Origin of the sequence: Bacillus sp. L_1B0_5, from assembly GCF_000836715.1 — a bacterium.
In the GTDB taxonomy this organism is placed as follows: Bacteria; Bacillota; Bacilli; order Bacillales; family Bacillaceae_G; genus Bacillus_A; species Bacillus_A thuringiensis_S.
Window position 1 is genome coordinate 140,237 of record NZ_JXIS01000041.1, and the last position, 18,904, is coordinate 159,140.

Here is an 18,904-nt window from a genome sequence, read left to right on the forward strand (position 1 = left end):
AAATAAAAAAAGATGGGCTTCGCCCATCTTTTAATTTAATTTTGCATTATCTTGCTTTTTTAAAGCTTTTAATTTCGTCGGTGTAACATCTGTACCTTCTTCGTTAACAACTTTAATTCCTTTAAGTTCGTTTAACATATTTTGACGAAATCCTTTTAAATATTGTTCACGTAGCGATTGACGCTCACGTTGCTCTTCTTCAGTTAAACCTTCAGCTTTTGCTTTTTTCGCTAAGAAGTTAATGCGTTCAACGAGTTCGTGATTAATCATCTCGAATCCCCCTTCTAATCAAAACTGATTATTATCATACAATAGTTACTCTTCTTTATCAAGCAATTGCTTCGTATACTCTACATATCTACGATGTACAGTCGCCTTTGAAACATTATGACCAAATCCACGTAGTGTTGCTGCAATTTCTTCAAACGTGAGTTCACTTTTTCGCAAACGTACAATTTCCTCAATTGGCACTTCTTTTTTCTCTCTTCCTACACTTAAATGCCGATTTTTTAAATTTTTTTCTGGACGATAGCCTTTTTCTACTGCACGTTGCATACCTCGTTTAATTTTCAAATTATGAATCTTTCTTTGATATTCTTCAACAATACCAATAATATCTAATACCATCGAATCAGAATCCGACAATTGTAATTCACCATTATGTGTATGCGTATATACTTTTATACCTTCTTTATGTAAACAATGCATTAATGCGATTTTCGCATTTCCTCTACCAAGTCGCGTTTCATCTTGTATAAGTAACACATCAATTTGTTCGTCTCGAATTGTATCCAACACCTCTAATATACCGTCACGCTCAATTGTATATCCACTAGCCTGCTCTTCAATCACCTTAGAAACATTCATTTGATAGCGCTCAGCTAAATGCAATAATTCATCTTTTTGACGTAATAATGATGTTTCTTGTGCTTCTTTCGTTGTACTCACACGTGCATAAATAATTGCATTCATTTTGAACCCCTCTTTCTCCCTATTATTTCCCTATAGTGTAACATAAATCAGCCATTTGTTCGAACTTATGTTTGTAGAATGTTTTTTCACATGTTATACTTATTAATAAGAAAAATGAAAGAAAACGAGGTGTTAGAAAACATGGAAAAGTTAACGAAACGCCAGCAAGACATTCTCGACTTTATTAAGCTAAAAGTACAAGAAAAAGGATATCCACCTTCCGTACGTGAAATCGGTCAAGCAGTCGGCCTCGCTTCTAGTTCTACAGTGCACGGACATTTATCACGATTAGAAGAAAAAGGATACATTCGACGCGATCCAACGAAACCACGAGCGATTGAAATTTTAGGCGTAGACCGAATCGATACAGAAACACAATCTGTTATTCAAGTTCCAATTGTCGGAAAAGTTACTGCTGGTTTACCAATTACAGCTGTCGAAAGCGTAGAGGAACATTTCCCACTTCCAGCTAGTATTGTTGCTGGAGCAGACCAAGTGTTCATGTTACGTATTTCTGGAGATAGTATGATTGAAGCTGGTATTTTCGATGGAGATTTAGTTGTTGTTCGCCAACAACAGTCTGCATATAATGGTGAAATTGTAGTCGCTTTAACAGAAGATAACGAAGCAACTGTTAAACGTTTCTATAAAGAAAAAGACCATTTCCGTCTACAACCAGAAAACTCTTCATTAGAACCTATCATTTTAAAACAAGTGTCAGTTATCGGGAAAGTAATTGGCGTATATCGTGATTTACATTAAAAATAACAAAAGAAGATAATTACCTTATTTATATACGGTAATTATCTTCTTTTTTGTATTTTGATAGATTTCCATACATTCTATTTCTTATTAGCGAGTTTCAATCGTCACATCTCCAGCAGCCGTTTTACCGCTAATCTTTTTACTACCATTTCCAATTGTTACGTTATTATTTTCTTCATTAAAAATTGTTACATCTCCGGCAGCACTTTGCCCAGTAATTACCGCATCTTGTGGTTTTTCCGATAAAGTAATATCTATATCTCCCGCAGTTGAACTTGCTTCTAGATTATACTTAGAATCATGATCTTGAATATTTATTTCCCCACTTGTTGTTTTTGCGGTCACTTTCCCTAATACCTTCTCAAAGTTCACCTCACCAGCTTTTGTCGATCCCTCCACATTCTTAGCCGTTACTTGTTTCAACTCTACTTCTCCAGCAAGTGTTCTAACACTTACGCTATCACTTTTCACATCACTCATTTCGATTTGTCCGGCAGATGAATTTACTTTTACATCTTGGTAGGAGCGTTCGGGCACAAGGAGAGTCAATTTAGACGTTTGAAACCTAAAATCGTAAAAAGAAAAATCAAATGAAGCACCTTTTTCTCTTTCCCCAATAATTTTTAATGTGTCACCATCTTCTGCGATACGAATCTCTTGTTTACGTACATCTCCTGATTGCTTGATATAAAAAGAAGAGTCAGGAGATTTTTGGACAATAATATCCCCGGCATCTAACTTAACTTCTATATTTTTTAATGTTTCGTTTTTAATTATATTTTCTTTATCGCCTTTTTCAGCAGTTTGTACTGCTTTTTCATATGTTTGGGAAATTCCTATTACTCCAATAATGATACAAGCGATAGCGATTAAAAATAGTTTTTTCATCATTTACTCTCCTTTTATCATTTTGAAGTTCCATATTACATATCGTACACACAATCTCTTAAACCACTTTGTACTATAAAAAGCGATAATACATAATAATAAACCTACTCCAACAAACGTTATACTAACGAAAAGATCCAACCATATAAAAGTACCCATAAATACTTTTCCAATCACGAAAAATGGTGTTACTACACTAGCAATACCACCAATCCAAAAAGAAAATATAAAAGCAATAATTGCGACTAACGGGCCTAACACAATAATAAAATTAAACAAACTAAGTCCAATCGCTGCCATAACAGCTCTTGTCACATTTGAAGTCGATGGATTTTTTTTCATTTCATCGAAGCGATACATCGCAAGTAATTCTTTTGCGATTACTTTCGGAGAACCAAGGCCCTGTATTATTTCTGATTCAGTTTTCCCCTCTTCTATCCCAAATTGAAAGTGCTCTTCATAATCCGATAAAATATCTTGCCTCTCCTCCTCTGGTAACTTTCTAAGATAACTTGATAATTCTTTAAGAAACCCTTCTTTACTCATCCCATTCCACCCCTTCAATAATTTCTTGTACCCCTTTCGCAAAATCACGCCATTCTGTTACTAACAAATGAAATTGCGTTTCCCCTTGCTCTGTTAATTGATAATATTTACGAGGTGGCCCTTCCGTAGATTCCTTTAAATACGTTTGAAAATACCCTTCTTTCGTCAAACGGCGTAATAAAGGGTATACTGACCCTTCCGATATTAAAAATTTATTAGAAATTTGCTGAACAAGTTCATAACCGTAACTATCTTTACGTTTTACAAGTGCTAATACACAAAGTTCAAGCACACCTTTTTTAAACTGAACGTTCAAGTGCCATCCTCCTTTCCTATCTTAGTACTGTTCAATACACGGTACCTGTTTTATCCATAATATACCACTCGGTATTGTTTATTGCAAGGTACTAAGCTATATTTATTCCCTAAATTTAGAAAATGAACTAACGAACCCCTGAATAAGACTGCGTTATAACTAAGCATCATTCAAGGTTTCATTTCATTTACATTAGACTTCATTCACTCTTTCCTCTTGAAGAGTCCACCACAACCTTATTCACTATAGCTAATGAGAAAAAGCCCCAATACTTATCGGTATTAGGGCTTTTTCTCATTATTATATATTAATCGCATTCCTATTTGAGAACCTGCATACGCGACAAATACTTTAATATCATATTTTATTTCTCATCCCCGTTTCCCAAGATTTTTTGCTTAACATCTGATAAATCCTTCGACAACGAACTAAATGCTTTCGCTTGTTCTTCAATGACCTGTTGATTTTTTTCAATAACTTTTTGATATTGTTCTTCGCGCTGTTCATTCTTTTTTTGCGTAGTAAACAGCATCCATACAAATAAAGCTGCGAATGCCCCTTGTTGAATCATTGAATTGAAGATTTGTTCTTCCATCGTTCTCATCTCCTTTTCAAAAATTAAAGAGAATCACACGAGTGATCCTACTCTCATATCCTTATCTCACATTAAAATGTTCTTCTTTTACCCATGTGTTTTGCCCAATATCGATATAACCATCTTTTCTTGCAAAAATCCCATAAGGCACAGACCCATCTACATTACCAGTCCATTCACCATTCGGCCCTTTATATGTGTTAATACCATAACCTGCTGGATATTTTGAATATGCATAGAACCACTGTACATCAAGATGTTCTTGCTTCGCCCATTGCTGCCATCCTAGGCACAGCATATTTTCATTACCACCATACCAAGCACCATCCAAAATTAAATATGGAGTCTTAGTATTAATTACTTCACCAGTGAACCAAGCATCTTTATTACCACTACTATATAAATTAATACCCCAACCCTCTGGATATTTAGATGTCGCAATTCCAAGGCCTTTTGGTTGTATCGGTTTATTAGAAGGATCAGTTGTGCCACCACCATCACCTTTTCCCAAGTAGTCTAACGGATTCACAGCATCGCTCTTATTAATGTTCCAAGATCCTTTATGCAATTCAAAATGTAGATGCTGACCAGTAACTTGTCCCGTGCTACCCATAACTCCAATGGTTTGTCCTTGCGTAACATAATCACCTTCTTTAACCGTTCGAGAACCGCTACGCATATGAGCATATACAGTTTCCCATGTAACTCCATCAATAGGGTGCACAATCATAATACACTCACCATAACTAGATGAAACATAAGAACGACTAACTCGTCCGCTAGCTGCTGCATAAATTGGATGATAACCCGATTCAGCAAGGTCTATCCCATGATGATCTGCTCTGCTCCCCCGAAAGCCACTTGTTACTCTCGTTGTATCTGTTGGATAAATAAATTTTGCCATATTAATCTTCCTTTCTATTTATAAGCAATATAAAAAGGCGCTTATAAAAGCACCTCTCTTAATTTTTTATTTCTATATATAATAAATCTAGTATTTATAATTCTCACACCATCGCATTCCATAATTACATTCACAGAGTACGAGACTCTTTGGCATTATCTTATATTAAAATGTTCTTCTTTCACCCAAGTGTTTTGTCCAATGTCCATATAACCATCTTTTCTTGCAAAAATCCCATAGGGCACAGAACCATCTACATTACCAGTCCATTCACCATTCGGCCCTTTATATGTATTAATGCCATACCCTGGTGGATATTTTGAATATGCATAGAACCATTGTACTTCAAAGTGTTCCTGCTTTGCCCATTGTTGCCATCCTAAGCACAGCATATTTTCATTCCCACCGTACCAAGCACCATCTAAAATTAAATATGGAGTTTTAGTATTGATTACTTCGCCAGTGAACCAAGCATCTTTATTACCACTACTATATAAATTGATACCCCATCCTTCTGGGTATTTAGACGTTGCAATTCCCAGTCCTTTTGGTTGTAACGGCTTATTGTCACCACCATCAGTTCCTCCGTTAAAATCAACATATTGCTTAACAATTTCAGAGTAGAAGAAATTCCCTCCGTTTTTATATCGATAACCACCATTGTAAGCAACAGCGATAGGGTTACTATATTTCACCATAGCACCAGTCGTATTTCCAAGTGATGGCGCAACAACTGTTTTAGAATACAGATCTGCCACCGGTAATGAATGCTGTTTATTATTAGATGCTAACCAGCGAAGGTAAGCTCGTCCAAAATTATATGATTGAACAATGGCACTTAAATCTGTAATGCCATTTTTCTTCGCATCATCAAAAGCACCCTTTAAATGCTTCACTCCGTAATAAATTGAATCTTTCGGATTTTTAATCGTATTCATTGCCCATCCTTGTGATTCACTGGACTGCATAATATCAGGTGTCGTTTCAGAATTCCCTCCACTTTCTACCATAATAACTCCAAGCACGTAAGGAACTAACTCAGATACACCTTGTGCAGCACATTCACTTTCTACCATTGATTGCCAACGTAACACCTGTTGTGGCAAATTCTTTGTTTTGACTGAAGCAGCTAATAAACTCATCATTAAACATCTCCTTATTTTTCTATTATTTTCGCCTGCAAAACTACTACTTTACTAAATATAACTAGAAGCTAAAGACCCATTAATCCATCAAATCACTTCATGTTACTCACCTTCTTTCACAACAAAAAGAGCAACCATAAAAATAGTTGCCCTTTCGTCGAAATCTTATATTACTACTATAAATCACTTTTTCAATACTTTCTGTACACTGCATGTATCCTACAAAAAGGTAACATTAAAATCCATCTAAAAACTTGACAATCTTCCTTATTTCAGCGTGTTTCCGGCGTATATAGCCTGTACTATAATGCAATTCAAACGAAATTTGTTCTAAAGTCATTCCATCAACATATTTCATTTTAAGTATTTGATGATCCAGTCCTGTAAACTTATTAATCAAAAGCTTTAAATTATACTCTTCATTCATCTTATGAGCTAATTCATATTCAATTGCTTCAATCCGCCCTTCTACCTTAGCCCCTTCCGATTCAGCGGTTAACCTTACATTTTGCAAATCACCGCTAATCCAACGCTTCAATTCGGCTTTTGATTTATCTAAGTTGTATTCTAAATAAGCAATTTCTTCTTCTAACTTCTTATAATCTTTGAGCCATTCGAACACTTACTGATTCACCCACTTCCGTTCTTTTTAAAAAGTCTCTTAATACTAATTTAATAGAATGAATATGCTTATTAGCCTTTTCAATCTTTATTACTCGTAAATCATCTAGTATTTTTTCTTATGACCTATATTTATTTAACACTTCTTGTAATCTCTCACGCTCTTCATCAATAGACTGCACAGTTTTTCTTTCCTCTTCTAGATTTGTTGATTCATCATCTTTATATAACCAATCGGGTACAATCTCTTTTCTATTTGAATACTTCCTACCTGTCCCGTTATATTTCTTTTTCTTGCTCATTTCGAAACGTCTATCTATTATAGCCACATCAACTAATGTTTTAACTTCTTGCTCCTTCCAATTCCTCAATATAGCCTTAATGTAGTTCCATCTTGGTGCATTCTCATCAACGGCTTTATTAATTGCATGCTGAATTAACTCATCACTAAACAAATTACAAAAATCCCCCAACTCTGCAATAGCAATTTCACTTAACGGAATGCCCATCCCCTTAATAAAGTTACAACTTACTTTAACCCTCTCATTAATAAATACACGAGAGTCTAATTTATCCATATCATCATAATGATTAGTATTTTGTATATTAGTATTTTGTATATTAGTATTTTGTATATTAGTATTTCGTTTATTAGTAGTTAGTCTATTAGTATTTAGTAGTGTCTGATTTTCCACATATGGCTTTACCACATCTTGGTTTTCCACTTGTGGCATGTTCCTTTGTGGCGTTTCGTAAATTTCCGTATCCCACCTTGTAATTTTTTTCGTATTCCCATCACGAACAGGATAACGTTTTACATAACCTAATTCTTTTAATTCCTTAAAACCTGTACGGAGCGAATCTTCTCCATCCTTAGCATGTCGAGCTAATTCGCTAATATGAAAAGTCCAATCGTCTGGTAATGTAAGCGCATAGCCTAAGATTCCTTTCGCTTTCCATGACAACCTTTCATCTTTTAAACCAGTATTATTTATAACGGAATAATTACTATCTTTTTTCACTCGAATAATCCCCATACTAGCCACCTCATAAATTCTCAAAAACGGTATTCAATGTTATACTTATCTAGAGATATTTTTTCTTATAGAATCCGCTGCAACGGATTCTTTTCTTATTCATTCAAAACAATCATGCTATCCATATCTATTTTCTTCTAAACCTCTCTTATTCCTCAAATTCAACATCCACTTGAATTTCGATATTCATTGGAATTTCTTGTGTTATACGAATCACATTTTGACTCATTCCTTTTTGAATAAGCTTTCTAACCTGCTCTTTTGCATCTTCTTTTGTTTTAAATTCACTGACAGTTGGTAATCCTGCTAAACTGCTAGTAATTACTAAAATCTTTCTTTGCATGTTCTTTCCTCCTACTGAATGTCTGCCATATTTATTTGTGAGTTTTTAACTGTAATTTCTTCATTTAAAACAGTTGGGATTGAATATTCTTCATTAATAATTTGTATTGCTCTATCCAAATGATGACGCTTAATAGCTTTATAACTATTCACACCAAATTCCCGATGTAACTGACTGTAAATATCTCTATATAACTTCCTTCTAAGGCCGATATCCTGATAAGAATTTGAATTTTTACCTCCCAATAACATAACACCTAACCTTTTTACAGCCCTTGTTATTTCTTCACACTCGATAGCATACAGCGGCGTATTTTCTCGCAATCCCTTCACCTCAGACTTAATCTCTTGTATCTCCTGGGTATGCCCTTCTAACGCAGCAAATGTTAACTTTAAAACCCCCATTGGATCCTTTGGCACATTTTGTTGATTTTGTATATACTGCTTCATTCGTTTGAACTCTTTCATGAATTTAATTTTTATTCCAACCGCTTCTCTACTGGTATATCCCATCACAAGTAACGTAAATGCTTCTTCTGTTAAATCATATTTAGGGATTCGCCTGTTCTTTGAATTCATATAAGTGGACTCGTGAAAATTTTCTCCTCCAAACTCTTCATCTACATATACAATTTGTTTTCGAACTTCCTTCAAAACGTCGAAGTGATCTTTTTTGAATATCTTCGCAATTACCAAACTATCCGTTACTACTTTGCCATTAACTTCAAATACTAATGAACTATGTACTGATGAGTTAGTTAATTGCCCCATCCTCATCTCCTCCTCACTACTAATTTTGAACTATCTTTATTGTATTGAGATAATTTCGCACTACGCATAATTCGTTGCTTTCTTTTTACAGATTAACTAATTATCGAAATTTAAAATAAATACTATGATATGAACCCTTTTATTAAGTCATTATTCAATAATTCGGTTATCCATTTTAAGCAATTCTCCTCCGATTTCAATTCGCTTCGTTTTCTTCAAATTCAAAGAGATATTCCAAATTATGTTCTGGAAAAAAAGTTTTCTTAATTTCAAAAGCTTCATCATAATAAAAACGAAATTTACCATTTATTTTGTCGCTCACTGTTGCGTGGCGAAGTTTCAGATGCGAAGAAATTTGTGTAATCATAATTCTTTTTCTCGCCATCTCTGCACGCAAATTCGAATACATCGACTCACCACCTATTTTTTGTACGATATTGCGTTCATTTTCATTTAAATATAAACTCAATTTCGTATTTAGTCAACAAAAAAACGTATTTAAATACTCAATTTCGTATACTTTTCTATTTACTAACAAATTCAGTTAGGTTATGATATATACAGAAATACGCAATATCGTATACATTTTAATATGAAAGATGGTGAAAGTAATGAAAAAAGCAGAGGTTGTAACACGCTTAATAAAAGAAGCTGGCTATAGCAAAAGAGCCTTCGCCGAAAAAATAGGTCTCCCCCCCACAACACTGCAATCCATGTTATCAAGAGGGATTGGTAAAGCATCTGTTGATAATGTAATAAAAGTTTGTAAGGGATTAGGAATCACTACTGATGATTTAGAAAAACTCGCAACTCAAGAGGACAATACTGTTAAAGAAGAAGTTTCTATTTATGAAACCATCCAAAACGATCAATCAAATATTATTCATATTCCTATCATTGGTTCTGTAGCAGCTGGTACACCTATATTCGCTGAAGAAAATATCGAAGGCTATTTACCAATGCTGAGTACATTTTTAAACAAGCGTAAAAAGTATTTTTATCTTACTGTAAAAGGCACTAGCATGAATCTCGAATTTCCTGATGGTTCTTATGTTTTAGTAGAGGAAACTCCTTATGTTGAAAACGGACAAATTGCTGTTGTAAAAGTCAATGGTTATGATGCTACCGTGAAAAAGATTTCAAAGTCTGGAAGCATCATTACTTTAATACCATTGAGTAATGATCCTATCCACGAACCAAAAACTTACGATCTTTCAGCTGAAGATGTAAAAATCATTGGTCGCGTTGTACAGGCAGTAAAGAATTATTAAGTTATAGCACAAGTGATTTTTAAAAAAAGATAAAATCACTTCTTTTGAAAAGATTTTCTTAGTAACATGATTTAAGAAACCAAAAACAATTCATTATCTAGTAGTTAATTTATCCAATAACTTCACTAAAAAAAGCCCTGATACCGTAGTATCAAGGCTTTTCATTTCACAAATTATATAAAACTTACGTTTATCTGATAATGTTCTTCTGTGATATCACTACTTGTTATTAATTATTGGCTTTTATGTGGCTGTTTTTCATTTTACAGCCACATTGAAGTGTAATAATAGGGAATTAAAAAACCCTTGATACGAGTTGTATCAAGGGTTCAAGCCTCCTAGTATAGAGACATATATTGATCGCGTTCCCATTGGTGAACTTGTGTTCTAAAGATATCCCACTCAATCTCTTTCGCTTCGATGAAGTGCTCAAGTAAGTGTTCTCCTAGTGCACCACATACTACTTCATTAGACTGTAATGTAACTAATGCTTGCGCTAATGTTGCTGGTAAGTCAACGATACCTGCTTCTTCGCGCTCTTCTTTTGTCATTACATAGATGTTACGATCTACTGCAGCTGGTGGAGTTAATTTGTTTTTAATTCCATCAAGACCTGCAGCTAATAATGTAGCCATTACTAAATATGGGTTTGCAGCCGGGTCAACACTACGTACTTCTACGCGTGTACTAATACCACGAGATGCAGGGATACGTACTAACGGGCTACGGTTTTGTGCAGACCATGCTACGTAACAAGGTGCTTCATATCCAGGTACTAGACGTTTGTATGAGTTTACAGTTGGGTTTGCTATCGCTGTAAATGCTGGTGCATGTTTTAAAATACCTGCGATGAAGTGACGAGCATCATCACTTAGTTGTAAGTCACCGTTTGCATCAAAGAATACGTTCTCACCATTTTTAAATAATGATAAGTTACAGTGCATACCTGAACCGTTCACACCGTATAGTGGTTTTGGCATAAACGTTGCGTGTAAACCATGTTTACGAGCAATTGTTTTTACAACAAGTTTGAATGTTTGAATGTCATCACATGAACGAATTGCATTTGCATATTTAAAGTCAATTTCGTGCTGCCCTGGAGCAACCTCATGGTGAGATGCTTCAATTTCAAATCCCATTTCTTCAAGTTCAAGAACGATATCACGACGACAGTTTTCCCCTAGATCCATCGGCGCAAGGTCGAAGTATCCACCGTTATCGTTTAATTCTAATGTTGGATTTCCTTTTTCATCAACCTTAAATAGGAAGAATTCTGGCTCTGGTCCAAGATTGAAGTCCGAAAATCCTAAATCTTCCATTTCTTTTAACACACGTTTTAAGTTGTTACGTGGGTCTCCATCAAATGGAGTGCCATCTGCATTGTAAATATCACAGATTAGTCGAGCTACTTTACCTTTTTCAGCTGTCCAAGGGAAAATTACCCAAGTGTCTAAATCAGGATATAAATACATATCAGATTCTTCAATACGTACGAAACCTTCAATCGAAGATCCATCAAACATCATTTTGTTATCAAGAGCTTTCGTTAATTGTCTCACTGGAATCTCTACGTTTTTAATTACCCCTAAAAGGTCCGTAAATTGTAAACGGATATACTTTACATTCTCTTCTTTCGCCAAACGGAAAATATCTTCTTTTGTGTATCTAGACATTATAAATTCCTCCTTAGTCCCTCTAATCGCCTTCAGAATCAGTTATCTTTAGTGAAAAAATCTTGAAATGTCACCTTGTCGCAATGAAGTTCGATTGAATCTACCTGTATGTTGTAGTTCATCTCGAAGTATTTTGCGAAGCTCAGTTTTTGAAATTTCTTTCGTTTCTTCTTTTACTTTCACTGCTTCTGTTTGATTTTCTTTCATTAGTAACACTTGTTTAATACCAGCCATATTCAAGCCTTGATCTAACAAATCTTTAATTTCTAACAACTTATCTACATCGTTAAATGAAAATAATCTACGATTCCCCTTCGTACGGGTTGGAGAAACAAGATTATGCTCTTCATAGTAGCGAATTTGACGTGCAGACAATTGTGTTAAATCCATAACAATACCAATAGGAAACAGCGGGGCAGAACGTCTATCTTCTTTCATTTTTCAGTTCCTCCTTCGCCTTAACTGTTTCTCATTTTATACCATGTTATGTTTAGTGTCAATAGATGTTAGCTTTTCTTACATGATTTTTTATAAATTTTTTCATTCTTTTTTCTAATCTCACAAATCATTACTTTTATACGAAAAAAGCTGCCGAAATCGACAGCTTTCCTTTAAGAAATTGTTAATAAATTCTTTTCAATCAATTCATCAATCGCAGAACAAATCGCAATTTTAACATGCGAATACGTTAAGCCACCTTGAACATACGCAACATATGGCGGTCTAATTGGACCATCAGCAGACAATTCAATACTTGCACCTTGAATAAACGTTCCCGCAGCCATAATCACATCATCTTCATAACCCGGCATATAGTTTGCATACGGAGTAAAATGCGAATTAATTGGAGATGCATATTGAATTGCTTGACAGAAGGCAACCATACGGTCTTTATCATCAAATTGAACAGATTGAATTAAGTCTGTTCTTGGTGCATTCCACGCTGGTGACGTATTCATTCCTAACTTTTCTAAAAAAGCTGCTGTAAAAATCGCACCTTTTAGCGCTTGCCCCGCAACATGTGGCGCTAAGAAGAAACCTTGATACATTTCTTGCAGACTGTATAAAGACGCTCCAGCTTCGGCACCAATTCCCGGAGATGTTAAACGATATGCACACGCTTCAACATGCTGTTCTTTGCCGACAATATAGCCACCAGTTTTTACAATTCCCCCGCCTGGGTTTTTAATAAGCGAACCTGCCATTAAATCCGCACCAACATGACACGGCTCTTGCTCTTCAATAAACTCGCCATAACAATTATCTACAAACACAACAACATCAGGTTTAATTTCTTTAACAAACGCGATCATCTCTTTAATTTGAGAAATAGTAAACGATGGACGAGTAGCATAACCTTTCGAGCGCTGAATACCGATCATTTTCGTATTACTATGAATCGCTGCTGCAACAGCTTCAAAATCAACAAGCCCAGCTTCAGTTAGTGGAACTGCATTGTAACCAATATTATATTCTTTAAATGAACCTACACCTTTCCCACGCACACCAACGATTTCCTCTAACGTATCATACGGTTTCCCAGTGATATACAATAACTCATCTCCTGGGCGTAAAATACCAAATAACGCTGTAGAGATAGCGTGAGTACCTGAAATAATTTGCGGACGAACAAGTCCAGCTTCCGCCCCAAATACATCAGCATACACTTTTTCTAACGTATCACGGCCAATATCATCATAACCATAACCTGTCGTCGGGATAAAATGCGAGTCACTAATTTTATGTTTACGAAAACTTTCTAATACACGAAACTGATTACTTTCAATTACTTCATCCGCACGTTTATGTACTTCTGTAATCTGACTCTCTACTTCTTTTACGATTGGAGCAATTTTTTCTCCATTTTTCAAACGATCAAACATTTTTATTTTCTCCTTCTTCCACTAAAAATCTCTTTAATTGCACATTAAGCGATGAATGAGTAAAAATATACCCTGCACAATCATATACAAATTTATCTTCCAGAAACTCCATCTTTGCTAATAGCGTTTCCGTCTTTAAAAGCGTTAATAACTTACCTTCACTCGGAGGGATTTCCACTCGATAACGATCCATTTCTTTCTTCATTTTCATTTCTATCGCTTCTTTTATACGCAATAAATCACTTTCTTCAAAAGCACTAGTCATTAAGAAATCACTTTTCGGAAACGGAATAAAGTTTTGATGTAATTCATCTTTTTTATTATATAACGTAATAATAGGAATATGATTAATTTCAAGTTCTGATAATAATCGTTTTACTGTTTTTTCATGCCCTATGTAGTTAGGATCCGCAGAATCAACTACATGTAAAATAACATCTGCTTCCCCCGCTTCTTCCAGTGTTGAACGAAAAGCAGCGATTAATGAAGTGGGTAAATCTTGTATAAAACCAACAGTATCAGTTAGTAATACTGTATAACCAGAAGGTAACGGCATCTTCCTCGTCGTTGGGTCTAGTGTTGCAAACAGAAGGTTTTCTTCAAACGTATTAGCTTCCGTTAATCTATTAAACAGTGTCGATTTCCCTGCATTTGTATACCCTATTAATGAAACTTGAAATACTTTATTATCTTTTCTTCTCTCACGATATCTTTTTCGATGTTCCACAACAACTGCAAGTTGTTTCTTTATTTCATCAATACGCGATCGAATATGACGACGATCCGTCTCAAGTTTCGTCTCACCCGGTCCTCTCGTTCCAATACCACCACCAAGACGCGATAAGGACAACCCTTGCCCCATAAGACGTGGCATTGTATATTGCAACTGAGCTAATTCTACTTGAAGCTTACCTTCCCTCGACTTCGCACGTTGCGCAAAAATATCTAGTATTAGTTGCGTTCGATCAATTACTCTCGCATCTAATACTGAGGATAAATTCCGAATTTGACTCGGCGTTAATTCATTATTAAATACAATAACATCCGGCTCTAATTCTTCAGTTAACATTGTAAGCTCTTCTAATTTCCCTTTACCTATGTAAGTTGCCGGATGAAACTTTGGTCGTTTTTGCGTTGTTGAAACTAACAATTCTGCTCGTGCAGTCTTCGCTAGTGATGCAAGCTCTTTCATGGAATGCATAAATTTTTCATCATCATCTTGTGGCAATTGACAGCCTACTAGTATGACTTTTTCTTTTTCTTCCATCAAATATGTTCACTCATCCTTTTCGAAATTTAAACCTTCTAATATAATAGCAGAGGAAGCACATTTCATCTAGTTAGCGGGGGAGAAAATTCATGGCATGGGAGATTTTTAGCATCATAGGCACAATCGCTTTCGCACTAAGCGGAGCCATTGTTGCAATGGAAGAGGATTATGATATTTTCGGGGTGTATATTTTAGGAATGGCAACCGCATTTGGGGGAGGTGCCCTTCGTAATTTATTAATCGGTTATCCGATTGTCGCGTTTTGGCAACAAGACATGTTATTCCAAATCGCACTTTTATCAATGACTATTATTTTTCTTTTTCCAAATAAATTAATTAGACATTGGAAAAAGTGGGAAAATATCACTGACGCTATCGGCTTATCAGCATTTGCTGTACAAGGAGCATTATATGCTCAAAAATTAAATTTACCAATTAGCGCCACAATCGTAGCAGCTGTTTTAACCGGTATTGGCGGTGGTATCATTCGCGACCTTTTAGCCCGCAGAAAACCTCTCGTTCTTCGAGCTGAAGTATATGCCTTTTGGACGATTTTAGCAGGTTTCTTAATTGGCGCTCAAATTATTGTTAGCGATTGGGCTCTTTACATTTTATTCATTTTAATTGTTTGCTTCCGCATGGTTTCTATTCATTACAAATGGCATTTACCGCACAGACGTATCGAAACGAAAGAACGTTCAATGCATAAATAGCAATCTAACCTCTTTACATATCGTAAAGAGGTTTTTCTTTTCTAACGATTTTTTCTTTATATAATGTTTATACTAATTTTTAAAGTGAGGTGAATACAAATGACAAACCACGTTAATAAAGGAGCTCAAAAAAGCTCAGTAAATCAATTTGGACACGATCCTAATTCAGCACACGAAAAGAGCGCTAAAATGGAACGCTTCCATAAAGCACGCCAAGAAAAAGCAAAAAAAGAGTAAACGAACTTATACACAAAAATCGACGCACAGTTTATGTACTGTGCGTCTCCTCTTCGAGCATTAAATCCATACTCGATATTCCAATTAAATCATTTTTATCATACGCATCTTCTTGTAACAACCGCATCGCCTGTGTACGAATTGATTTTTCAACAATATTCCGTACATACCGCCCATTACTAAACGATGTAATTTGCGACGAATACTTCACCGCATGTAAATGATCCCTAAATTTCCATTCAGCTTCTTTTGATAACTGATATTCACGATCTTCATACATTCTCTTCCCAATTTCCAATAGCTGATTTACCGAGTAATCCGCAAATTCAATAATAAATGGAAAACGAGATTGCAGCCCTGGATTTAATGAAAGAAAGTGATTCATCTCTCTTGAATATCCAGCTAAAATCAATACAAAACCATGTTGTTTATCTTCCATATGTTTTACAAGCGTATCAATTGCTTCTTTCCCAAAGTCCTTCTCTCCTCCTCGAGCTAAAGAATACGCCTCATCAATAAACAAAATACCTCCCATTGCTTTTTTTATTAAATCTCTTGTTTTTTGAGCTGTATGGCCGATGTACTCTCCTACAAGATCAGCACGTTCAGCTTCAACCAAGTGGCCTTTCGATAGAATATTCATCTCAAACAGCAATTTCCCTATCATTCTAGCAACAGTTGTCTTCCCTGTACCCGGATTCCCTTTAAACAGCATATGAAGTACTTGCTTCTCAGACTTCAATCCCTTCTCTTGTCTTTTTTTATTCACATAAATCCAAGCATATATTTCTTTTATTATCTTTTTTATATCATCCATCCCAACAAGCTTCCCCATCTCTTCTTCAATTCTCTGCAGCATTTCATGTTTAATTGTAGTTTCATTTGAAATTACCGTTTTATTTTCTGCGGCTGGCAAAGAAATTTTCTTTCGATGGTTTAACACAATATTAATTTGATTGTTGTTTTTCTTTCGCATCGATTGTTCCATACAATCACCTCATTTTATCCCGCTATTTGCGAGCAGTAAGACTCCCACCTCGACATTCAGCAAACGCTCGGTATTTAAGCGGGAGATAACCACCCGTAAATGCCCGATTGGTTTAACTAATAATCAGCAGGGGATGAACAAAATCCCCACTGATTATAGTTTCACTTTATCCACTCACCAAATATTATTATTCCTGTCCCCCTTGTAAATGCCTATTTTCAGAAAAGTTTGCTATAATATAAGAAATAATTAAGGTGGTGGGACTATGGAGACAACGGAATTCCATGATACAATACAAGCCTTTTCTATTTTTTTATTGAATAAAGGCCGAAAACCCTCAACTATTAAACGTTATGTTTATGACGTTGAAGACTTCGGACATTGGTTAGAAAAAAACAAAAAGCTCCCTTCCAGTAATATATGGGCTACACTTTGTACAAAAGACTACGAAGATTACTTTTCCGATTTGAAAACGAATCGACATTACTCAGAAAAAACGATGCATCGTGTATTTACTGTATTAAATAGAATGCATCATTTTCTAAACATTCCCAATCCATTGAAGAATATGGAAATATCTATTCAACCAGACCGTACACTTCGTAACGAAGATTTCATTTCACCTGATGAAGAAAAAAGATTAAAGTATATAGTCACTTCATTAGAAGGACTTTCAGAAAAACAACTTCCTGTGCGCCCTTTATTAATGGATCGCAATATCGCCATTTTAAATCTATTGATCGACTACGGTTTATCCTTACAGGAACTTACAGCATTAACAATGCATCACGTTCACTTTGAAACTAACACATTGTCAATCCCAGCAACCGCAGGTGTAGAAAGAACAATTACATTAGCAAAAGAAGACAAAAAACAACTATATAATTATTACAAAAGTATCCCAGAACCAGTTCGACCTAAGTATCATAGTGACGATTCATTGTTTGTCGCATTTGATTTTAACCGCGGAACATACAGGTGGGTATATGAAAATGATGCACCAAAGGCATTGACGGAAATTGCTATACAAAAAATGATTCGCCTCGAAGTGGCTAGAGCCAATTTACGTAAAGGAATTTCAGGACAACATTTTCGTAACACCTATATTTTAAACTTAATAAAAAAAGAAACTCCTGAATCAGAAATTATAAAACTCGCTGGATTCAAATCAAAAATTTCATTAAAGCGATATTATCAATACGCAGAAAATAGAAAAAACGCCTTATTGTAAGGCGTTTTTTCTATTTTTTCTTTAAACAAACGATTTTACTATGACCATTTAACCAATTTCTGCATCTACTATGATGAGTTTCGTTCACATTTTCATGAGAAAGGAGAGATTTAATGTCTCGTTATAACGACAGTCAAAACAAATTCTCCAAACCATGCTTTCCAAGTAGCGCCGGACGAATCCCAAATACTCCATCAATCCCAATTACTAAAGCTCAACTTAGAACATTTCGTGCGATTATTATTGATTTAACAAAAATAATCCCAAAACTTTTCGCAAATCCATCTCCCCAAAATATTGAAGATCTAATCGATACATTGAACCTACTAAGTAAATTTATTTGTTCACTAGACGCGACTTCCTCCCTGAAAGCACAAGGGTTAGCTATTATTAAAAACTTAATAACTATATTAAGAAATCCAACCTTTGTAGCAAGCGCTGTATTTATTGAGCTTCAAAATCTCATTAACTATTTACTATACATTACAAAATTATTCCGAATTGACCCTTGCACACTTCAAGAGCTTCTTAAATTAATAGCAGCATTACAAACTGCTCTAGTTAATTCTGCTTCGTTCATTCAAGGACCTACCGGACCTACTGGACCAGCAGGCGCTACTGGTGCCACTGGTCCTCGAGGTAGCACTGGTGCTACCGGCGCTACTGGATCTCAGGGACCTCAAGGTAACACGGGTGCTACTGGACCTCAAGGCGTTCAAGGTAACACGGGTGCTAC

At 35.4% G+C, this 18,904-nt stretch carries 24 protein-coding genes; 6 read left to right on the forward strand and 18 right to left on the reverse strand.

What is annotated here, in order from left to right; all coding sequences use genetic code 11:
* Nucleotides 1-30 precede the first annotated feature (30 nt).
* Both RT27_RS13960 and RT27_RS13965 read right to left on the reverse strand, forming a co-directional pair.
* Nucleotides 31-270, reverse strand: coding sequence for a DUF896 domain-containing protein (locus RT27_RS13960; protein ID WP_000607015.1), 240 nt, complete (start codon nt 268-270; stop codon nt 31-33).
* 45 nt (nt 271-315) lie between these two features.
* Nucleotides 316-972: a recombinase family protein gene (locus RT27_RS13965; protein ID WP_016080615.1), complete on the reverse strand. Its 657-nt coding sequence runs from the start codon at nt 970-972 to the stop codon at nt 316-318.
* 141 nt (nt 973-1,113) lie between these two features.
* On the opposite strand from RT27_RS13965, the gene lexA reads away from it, so the two are divergent.
* Nucleotides 1,114-1,734 carry a transcriptional repressor LexA gene (gene lexA / locus RT27_RS13970; protein ID WP_016080614.1) on the forward strand — a complete coding sequence of 207 codons (621 nt, stop codon included), beginning with the start codon at nt 1,114-1,116 and terminating at the stop codon, nt 1,732-1,734.
* 90 nt (nt 1,735-1,824) lie between these two features.
* Here the strand turns inward: lexA and RT27_RS13975 are convergent, their stop codons facing one another.
* From RT27_RS13975 to RT27_RS14025, 11 genes are all read right to left on the reverse strand, one after another.
* Nucleotides 1,825-2,628 (reverse strand): DUF4097 family beta strand repeat-containing protein, encoded by an 804-nt coding sequence (locus RT27_RS13975; protein WP_043936455.1) that lies wholly within the window; start codon nt 2,626-2,628, stop codon nt 1,825-1,827.
* Nucleotides 2,629-3,171, reverse strand: coding sequence for a DUF1700 domain-containing protein (locus tag RT27_RS13980; RefSeq protein ID WP_016080612.1), 543 nt, complete (start codon nt 3,169-3,171; stop codon nt 2,629-2,631).
* Entirely contained in the window at nt 3,164-3,487 is a 324-nt protein-coding gene (locus RT27_RS13985; RefSeq protein ID WP_001102628.1) for a PadR family transcriptional regulator, read from the reverse strand. Before RT27_RS13985 ends, RT27_RS13980 begins: the two co-directional genes overlap by 8 nt.
* Nucleotides 3,488-3,851: 364 nt before the next feature.
* A complete protein-coding gene (locus tag RT27_RS13990) occupies nt 3,852-4,082 on the reverse strand; it encodes a BhlA/UviB family holin-like peptide (RefSeq protein ID WP_000392443.1) in 231 nt (76 codons plus the stop codon).
* Between the two features lie 61 nt (nt 4,083-4,143).
* The gene (locus RT27_RS13995; protein WP_043936456.1) at nt 4,144-4,986 is read right to left on the reverse strand and encodes a M23 family metallopeptidase; all 843 of its coding nucleotides are present in this window, start codon (nt 4,984-4,986) and stop codon (nt 4,144-4,146) included.
* A gap of 155 nt (nt 4,987-5,141) precedes the next feature.
* Nucleotides 5,142-6,128, reverse strand: a complete 987-nt coding sequence (locus RT27_RS14000) for a lysozyme family protein (protein WP_029443070.1) — start codon at nt 6,126-6,128, stop codon at nt 5,142-5,144.
* Between the two features lie 238 nt (nt 6,129-6,366).
* Nucleotides 6,367-6,753 carry a DUF1492 domain-containing protein gene (locus RT27_RS14005; protein WP_043936457.1) on the reverse strand — a complete coding sequence of 129 codons (387 nt, stop codon included), beginning with the start codon at nt 6,751-6,753 and terminating at the stop codon, nt 6,367-6,369.
* A 118-nt stretch (nt 6,754-6,871) separates the two neighbouring features.
* Nucleotides 6,872-7,789 (reverse strand): DnaD domain protein, encoded by a 918-nt coding sequence (locus RT27_RS14010; RefSeq protein ID WP_043936458.1) that lies wholly within the window; start codon nt 7,787-7,789, stop codon nt 6,872-6,874.
* A gap of 148 nt (nt 7,790-7,937) precedes the next feature.
* Nucleotides 7,938-8,132: a hypothetical protein gene (locus tag RT27_RS14015; protein WP_001189064.1), complete on the reverse strand. Its 195-nt coding sequence runs from the start codon at nt 8,130-8,132 to the stop codon at nt 7,938-7,940.
* An 11-nt stretch (nt 8,133-8,143) separates the two neighbouring features.
* Nucleotides 8,144-8,902: an ORF6C domain-containing protein gene (locus tag RT27_RS14020; RefSeq protein WP_029443073.1), complete on the reverse strand. Its 759-nt coding sequence runs from the start codon at nt 8,900-8,902 to the stop codon at nt 8,144-8,146.
* Between the two features lie 196 nt (nt 8,903-9,098).
* Complete coding sequence (locus RT27_RS14025; RefSeq protein ID WP_029443074.1) at nt 9,099-9,311, reverse strand: hypothetical protein; 213 nt, start codon at nt 9,309-9,311, stop codon at nt 9,099-9,101.
* Nucleotides 9,312-9,513: 202 nt separating this feature from the next.
* Here RT27_RS14025 and RT27_RS14030 point away from each other — a divergent pair, with 202 nt between their 5' ends.
* Nucleotides 9,514-10,173: an XRE family transcriptional regulator gene (locus tag RT27_RS14030; protein ID WP_000708856.1), complete on the forward strand. Its 660-nt coding sequence runs from the start codon at nt 9,514-9,516 to the stop codon at nt 10,171-10,173.
* Between the two features lie 338 nt (nt 10,174-10,511).
* Here RT27_RS14030 and glnA read toward each other — a convergent pair whose 3' ends face one another.
* From glnA to hflX, 4 genes are all read right to left on the reverse strand, one after another.
* Nucleotides 10,512-11,846, reverse strand: a complete 1,335-nt coding sequence (gene glnA / locus RT27_RS14035; protein WP_043936459.1) for a type I glutamate--ammonia ligase — start codon at nt 11,844-11,846, stop codon at nt 10,512-10,514.
* Nucleotides 11,847-11,894: 48 nt separating this feature from the next.
* A complete protein-coding gene (gene glnR, locus RT27_RS14040; protein ID WP_000656783.1) occupies nt 11,895-12,284 on the reverse strand; it encodes a transcriptional repressor GlnR in 390 nt (129 codons plus the stop codon).
* A 173-nt stretch (nt 12,285-12,457) separates the two neighbouring features.
* Nucleotides 12,458-13,729, reverse strand: a complete 1,272-nt coding sequence (locus RT27_RS14045; protein WP_029443075.1) for a methionine gamma-lyase family protein — start codon at nt 13,727-13,729, stop codon at nt 12,458-12,460.
* A complete protein-coding gene (gene hflX, locus RT27_RS14050) occupies nt 13,722-14,996 on the reverse strand; it encodes a GTPase HflX (RefSeq protein WP_016080609.1) in 1,275 nt (424 codons plus the stop codon). The genes RT27_RS14045 and hflX overlap by 8 nt, the downstream gene beginning before the upstream one ends.
* 92 nt (nt 14,997-15,088) lie before the next feature.
* Between hflX and RT27_RS14055 the strand changes: the two genes are divergently transcribed.
* Entirely contained in the window at nt 15,089-15,712 is a 624-nt protein-coding gene (locus RT27_RS14055) for a trimeric intracellular cation channel family protein (protein WP_000312267.1), read from the forward strand.
* A 99-nt stretch (nt 15,713-15,811) separates the two neighbouring features.
* Nucleotides 15,812-15,949, forward strand: a complete 138-nt coding sequence (locus RT27_RS35230) for a hypothetical protein (RefSeq protein ID WP_016080608.1) — start codon at nt 15,812-15,814, stop codon at nt 15,947-15,949.
* Between the two features lie 31 nt (nt 15,950-15,980).
* Here RT27_RS35230 and spoVK read toward each other — a convergent pair whose 3' ends face one another.
* Nucleotides 15,981-16,937 carry a stage V sporulation protein K gene (gene spoVK, locus RT27_RS14060; RefSeq protein WP_016080607.1) on the reverse strand — a complete coding sequence of 319 codons (957 nt, stop codon included), beginning with the start codon at nt 16,935-16,937 and terminating at the stop codon, nt 15,981-15,983.
* Between the two features lie 265 nt (nt 16,938-17,202).
* Between spoVK and RT27_RS14065 the strand changes: the two genes are divergently transcribed.
* Together RT27_RS14065 and RT27_RS14070 are read left to right on the forward strand one after the other, a co-directional pair.
* Complete coding sequence (locus tag RT27_RS14065) at nt 17,203-18,168, forward strand: site-specific integrase (RefSeq protein WP_000450330.1); 966 nt, start codon at nt 17,203-17,205, stop codon at nt 18,166-18,168.
* A gap of 113 nt (nt 18,169-18,281) precedes the next feature.
* Nucleotides 18,282-18,904: collagen-like protein (locus RT27_RS14070; protein ID WP_043936460.1), on the forward strand; the 623-nt coding region annotated here is incomplete at its 3' end.

Coding starts and splice junctions, on each gene's coding strand:
- RT27_RS13960 (WP_000607015.1), bottom strand. CDS start 270: ATGATTAATCACGAACTCGTTGAACGCATTAACTTCTTAGCGAAAAAA.
- RT27_RS13965 (WP_016080615.1), bottom strand. CDS start 972: ATGAATGCAATTATTTATGCACGTGTGAGTACAACGAAAGAAGCACAA.
- lexA (WP_016080614.1), top strand. CDS start 1,114: ATGGAAAAGTTAACGAAACGCCAGCAAGACATTCTCGACTTTATTAAG.
- RT27_RS13975 (WP_043936455.1), bottom strand. CDS start 2,628: ATGATGAAAAAACTATTTTTAATCGCTATCGCTTGTATCATTATTGGA.
- RT27_RS13980 (WP_016080612.1), bottom strand. CDS start 3,171: ATGAGTAAAGAAGGGTTTCTTAAAGAATTATCAAGTTATCTTAGAAAG.
- RT27_RS13990 (WP_000392443.1), bottom strand. CDS start 4,082: ATGGAAGAACAAATCTTCAATTCAATGATTCAACAAGGGGCATTCGCA.
- RT27_RS13995 (WP_043936456.1), bottom strand. CDS start 4,986: ATGGCAAAATTTATTTATCCAACAGATACAACGAGAGTAACAAGTGGC.
- RT27_RS14000 (WP_029443070.1), bottom strand. CDS start 6,128: ATGAGTTTATTAGCTGCTTCAGTCAAAACAAAGAATTTGCCACAACAG.
- RT27_RS14010 (WP_043936458.1), bottom strand. CDS start 7,789: ATGGGGATTATTCGAGTGAAAAAAGATAGTAATTATTCCGTTATAAAT.
- RT27_RS14015 (WP_001189064.1), bottom strand. CDS start 8,132: ATGCAAAGAAAGATTTTAGTAATTACTAGCAGTTTAGCAGGATTACCA.
- RT27_RS14020 (WP_029443073.1), bottom strand. CDS start 8,902: ATGGGGCAATTAACTAACTCATCAGTACATAGTTCATTAGTATTTGAA.
- RT27_RS14025 (WP_029443074.1), bottom strand. CDS start 9,311: ATGTATTCGAATTTGCGTGCAGAGATGGCGAGAAAAAGAATTATGATT.
- RT27_RS14030 (WP_000708856.1), top strand. CDS start 9,514: ATGAAAAAAGCAGAGGTTGTAACACGCTTAATAAAAGAAGCTGGCTAT.
- glnA (WP_043936459.1), bottom strand. CDS start 11,846: ATGTCTAGATACACAAAAGAAGATATTTTCCGTTTGGCGAAAGAAGAG.
- glnR (WP_000656783.1), bottom strand. CDS start 12,284: ATGAAAGAAGATAGACGTTCTGCCCCGCTGTTTCCTATTGGTATTGTT.
- RT27_RS14045 (WP_029443075.1), bottom strand. CDS start 13,729: ATGTTTGATCGTTTGAAAAATGGAGAAAAAATTGCTCCAATCGTAAAA.
- hflX (WP_016080609.1), bottom strand. CDS start 14,996: ATGGAAGAAAAAGAAAAAGTCATACTAGTAGGCTGTCAATTGCCACAA.
- RT27_RS14055 (WP_000312267.1), top strand. CDS start 15,089: ATGGCATGGGAGATTTTTAGCATCATAGGCACAATCGCTTTCGCACTA.
- RT27_RS35230 (WP_016080608.1), top strand. CDS start 15,812: ATGACAAACCACGTTAATAAAGGAGCTCAAAAAAGCTCAGTAAATCAA.
- spoVK (WP_016080607.1), bottom strand. CDS start 16,937: ATGGAACAATCGATGCGAAAGAAAAACAACAATCAAATTAATATTGTG.
- RT27_RS14065 (WP_000450330.1), top strand. CDS start 17,203: ATGGAGACAACGGAATTCCATGATACAATACAAGCCTTTTCTATTTTT.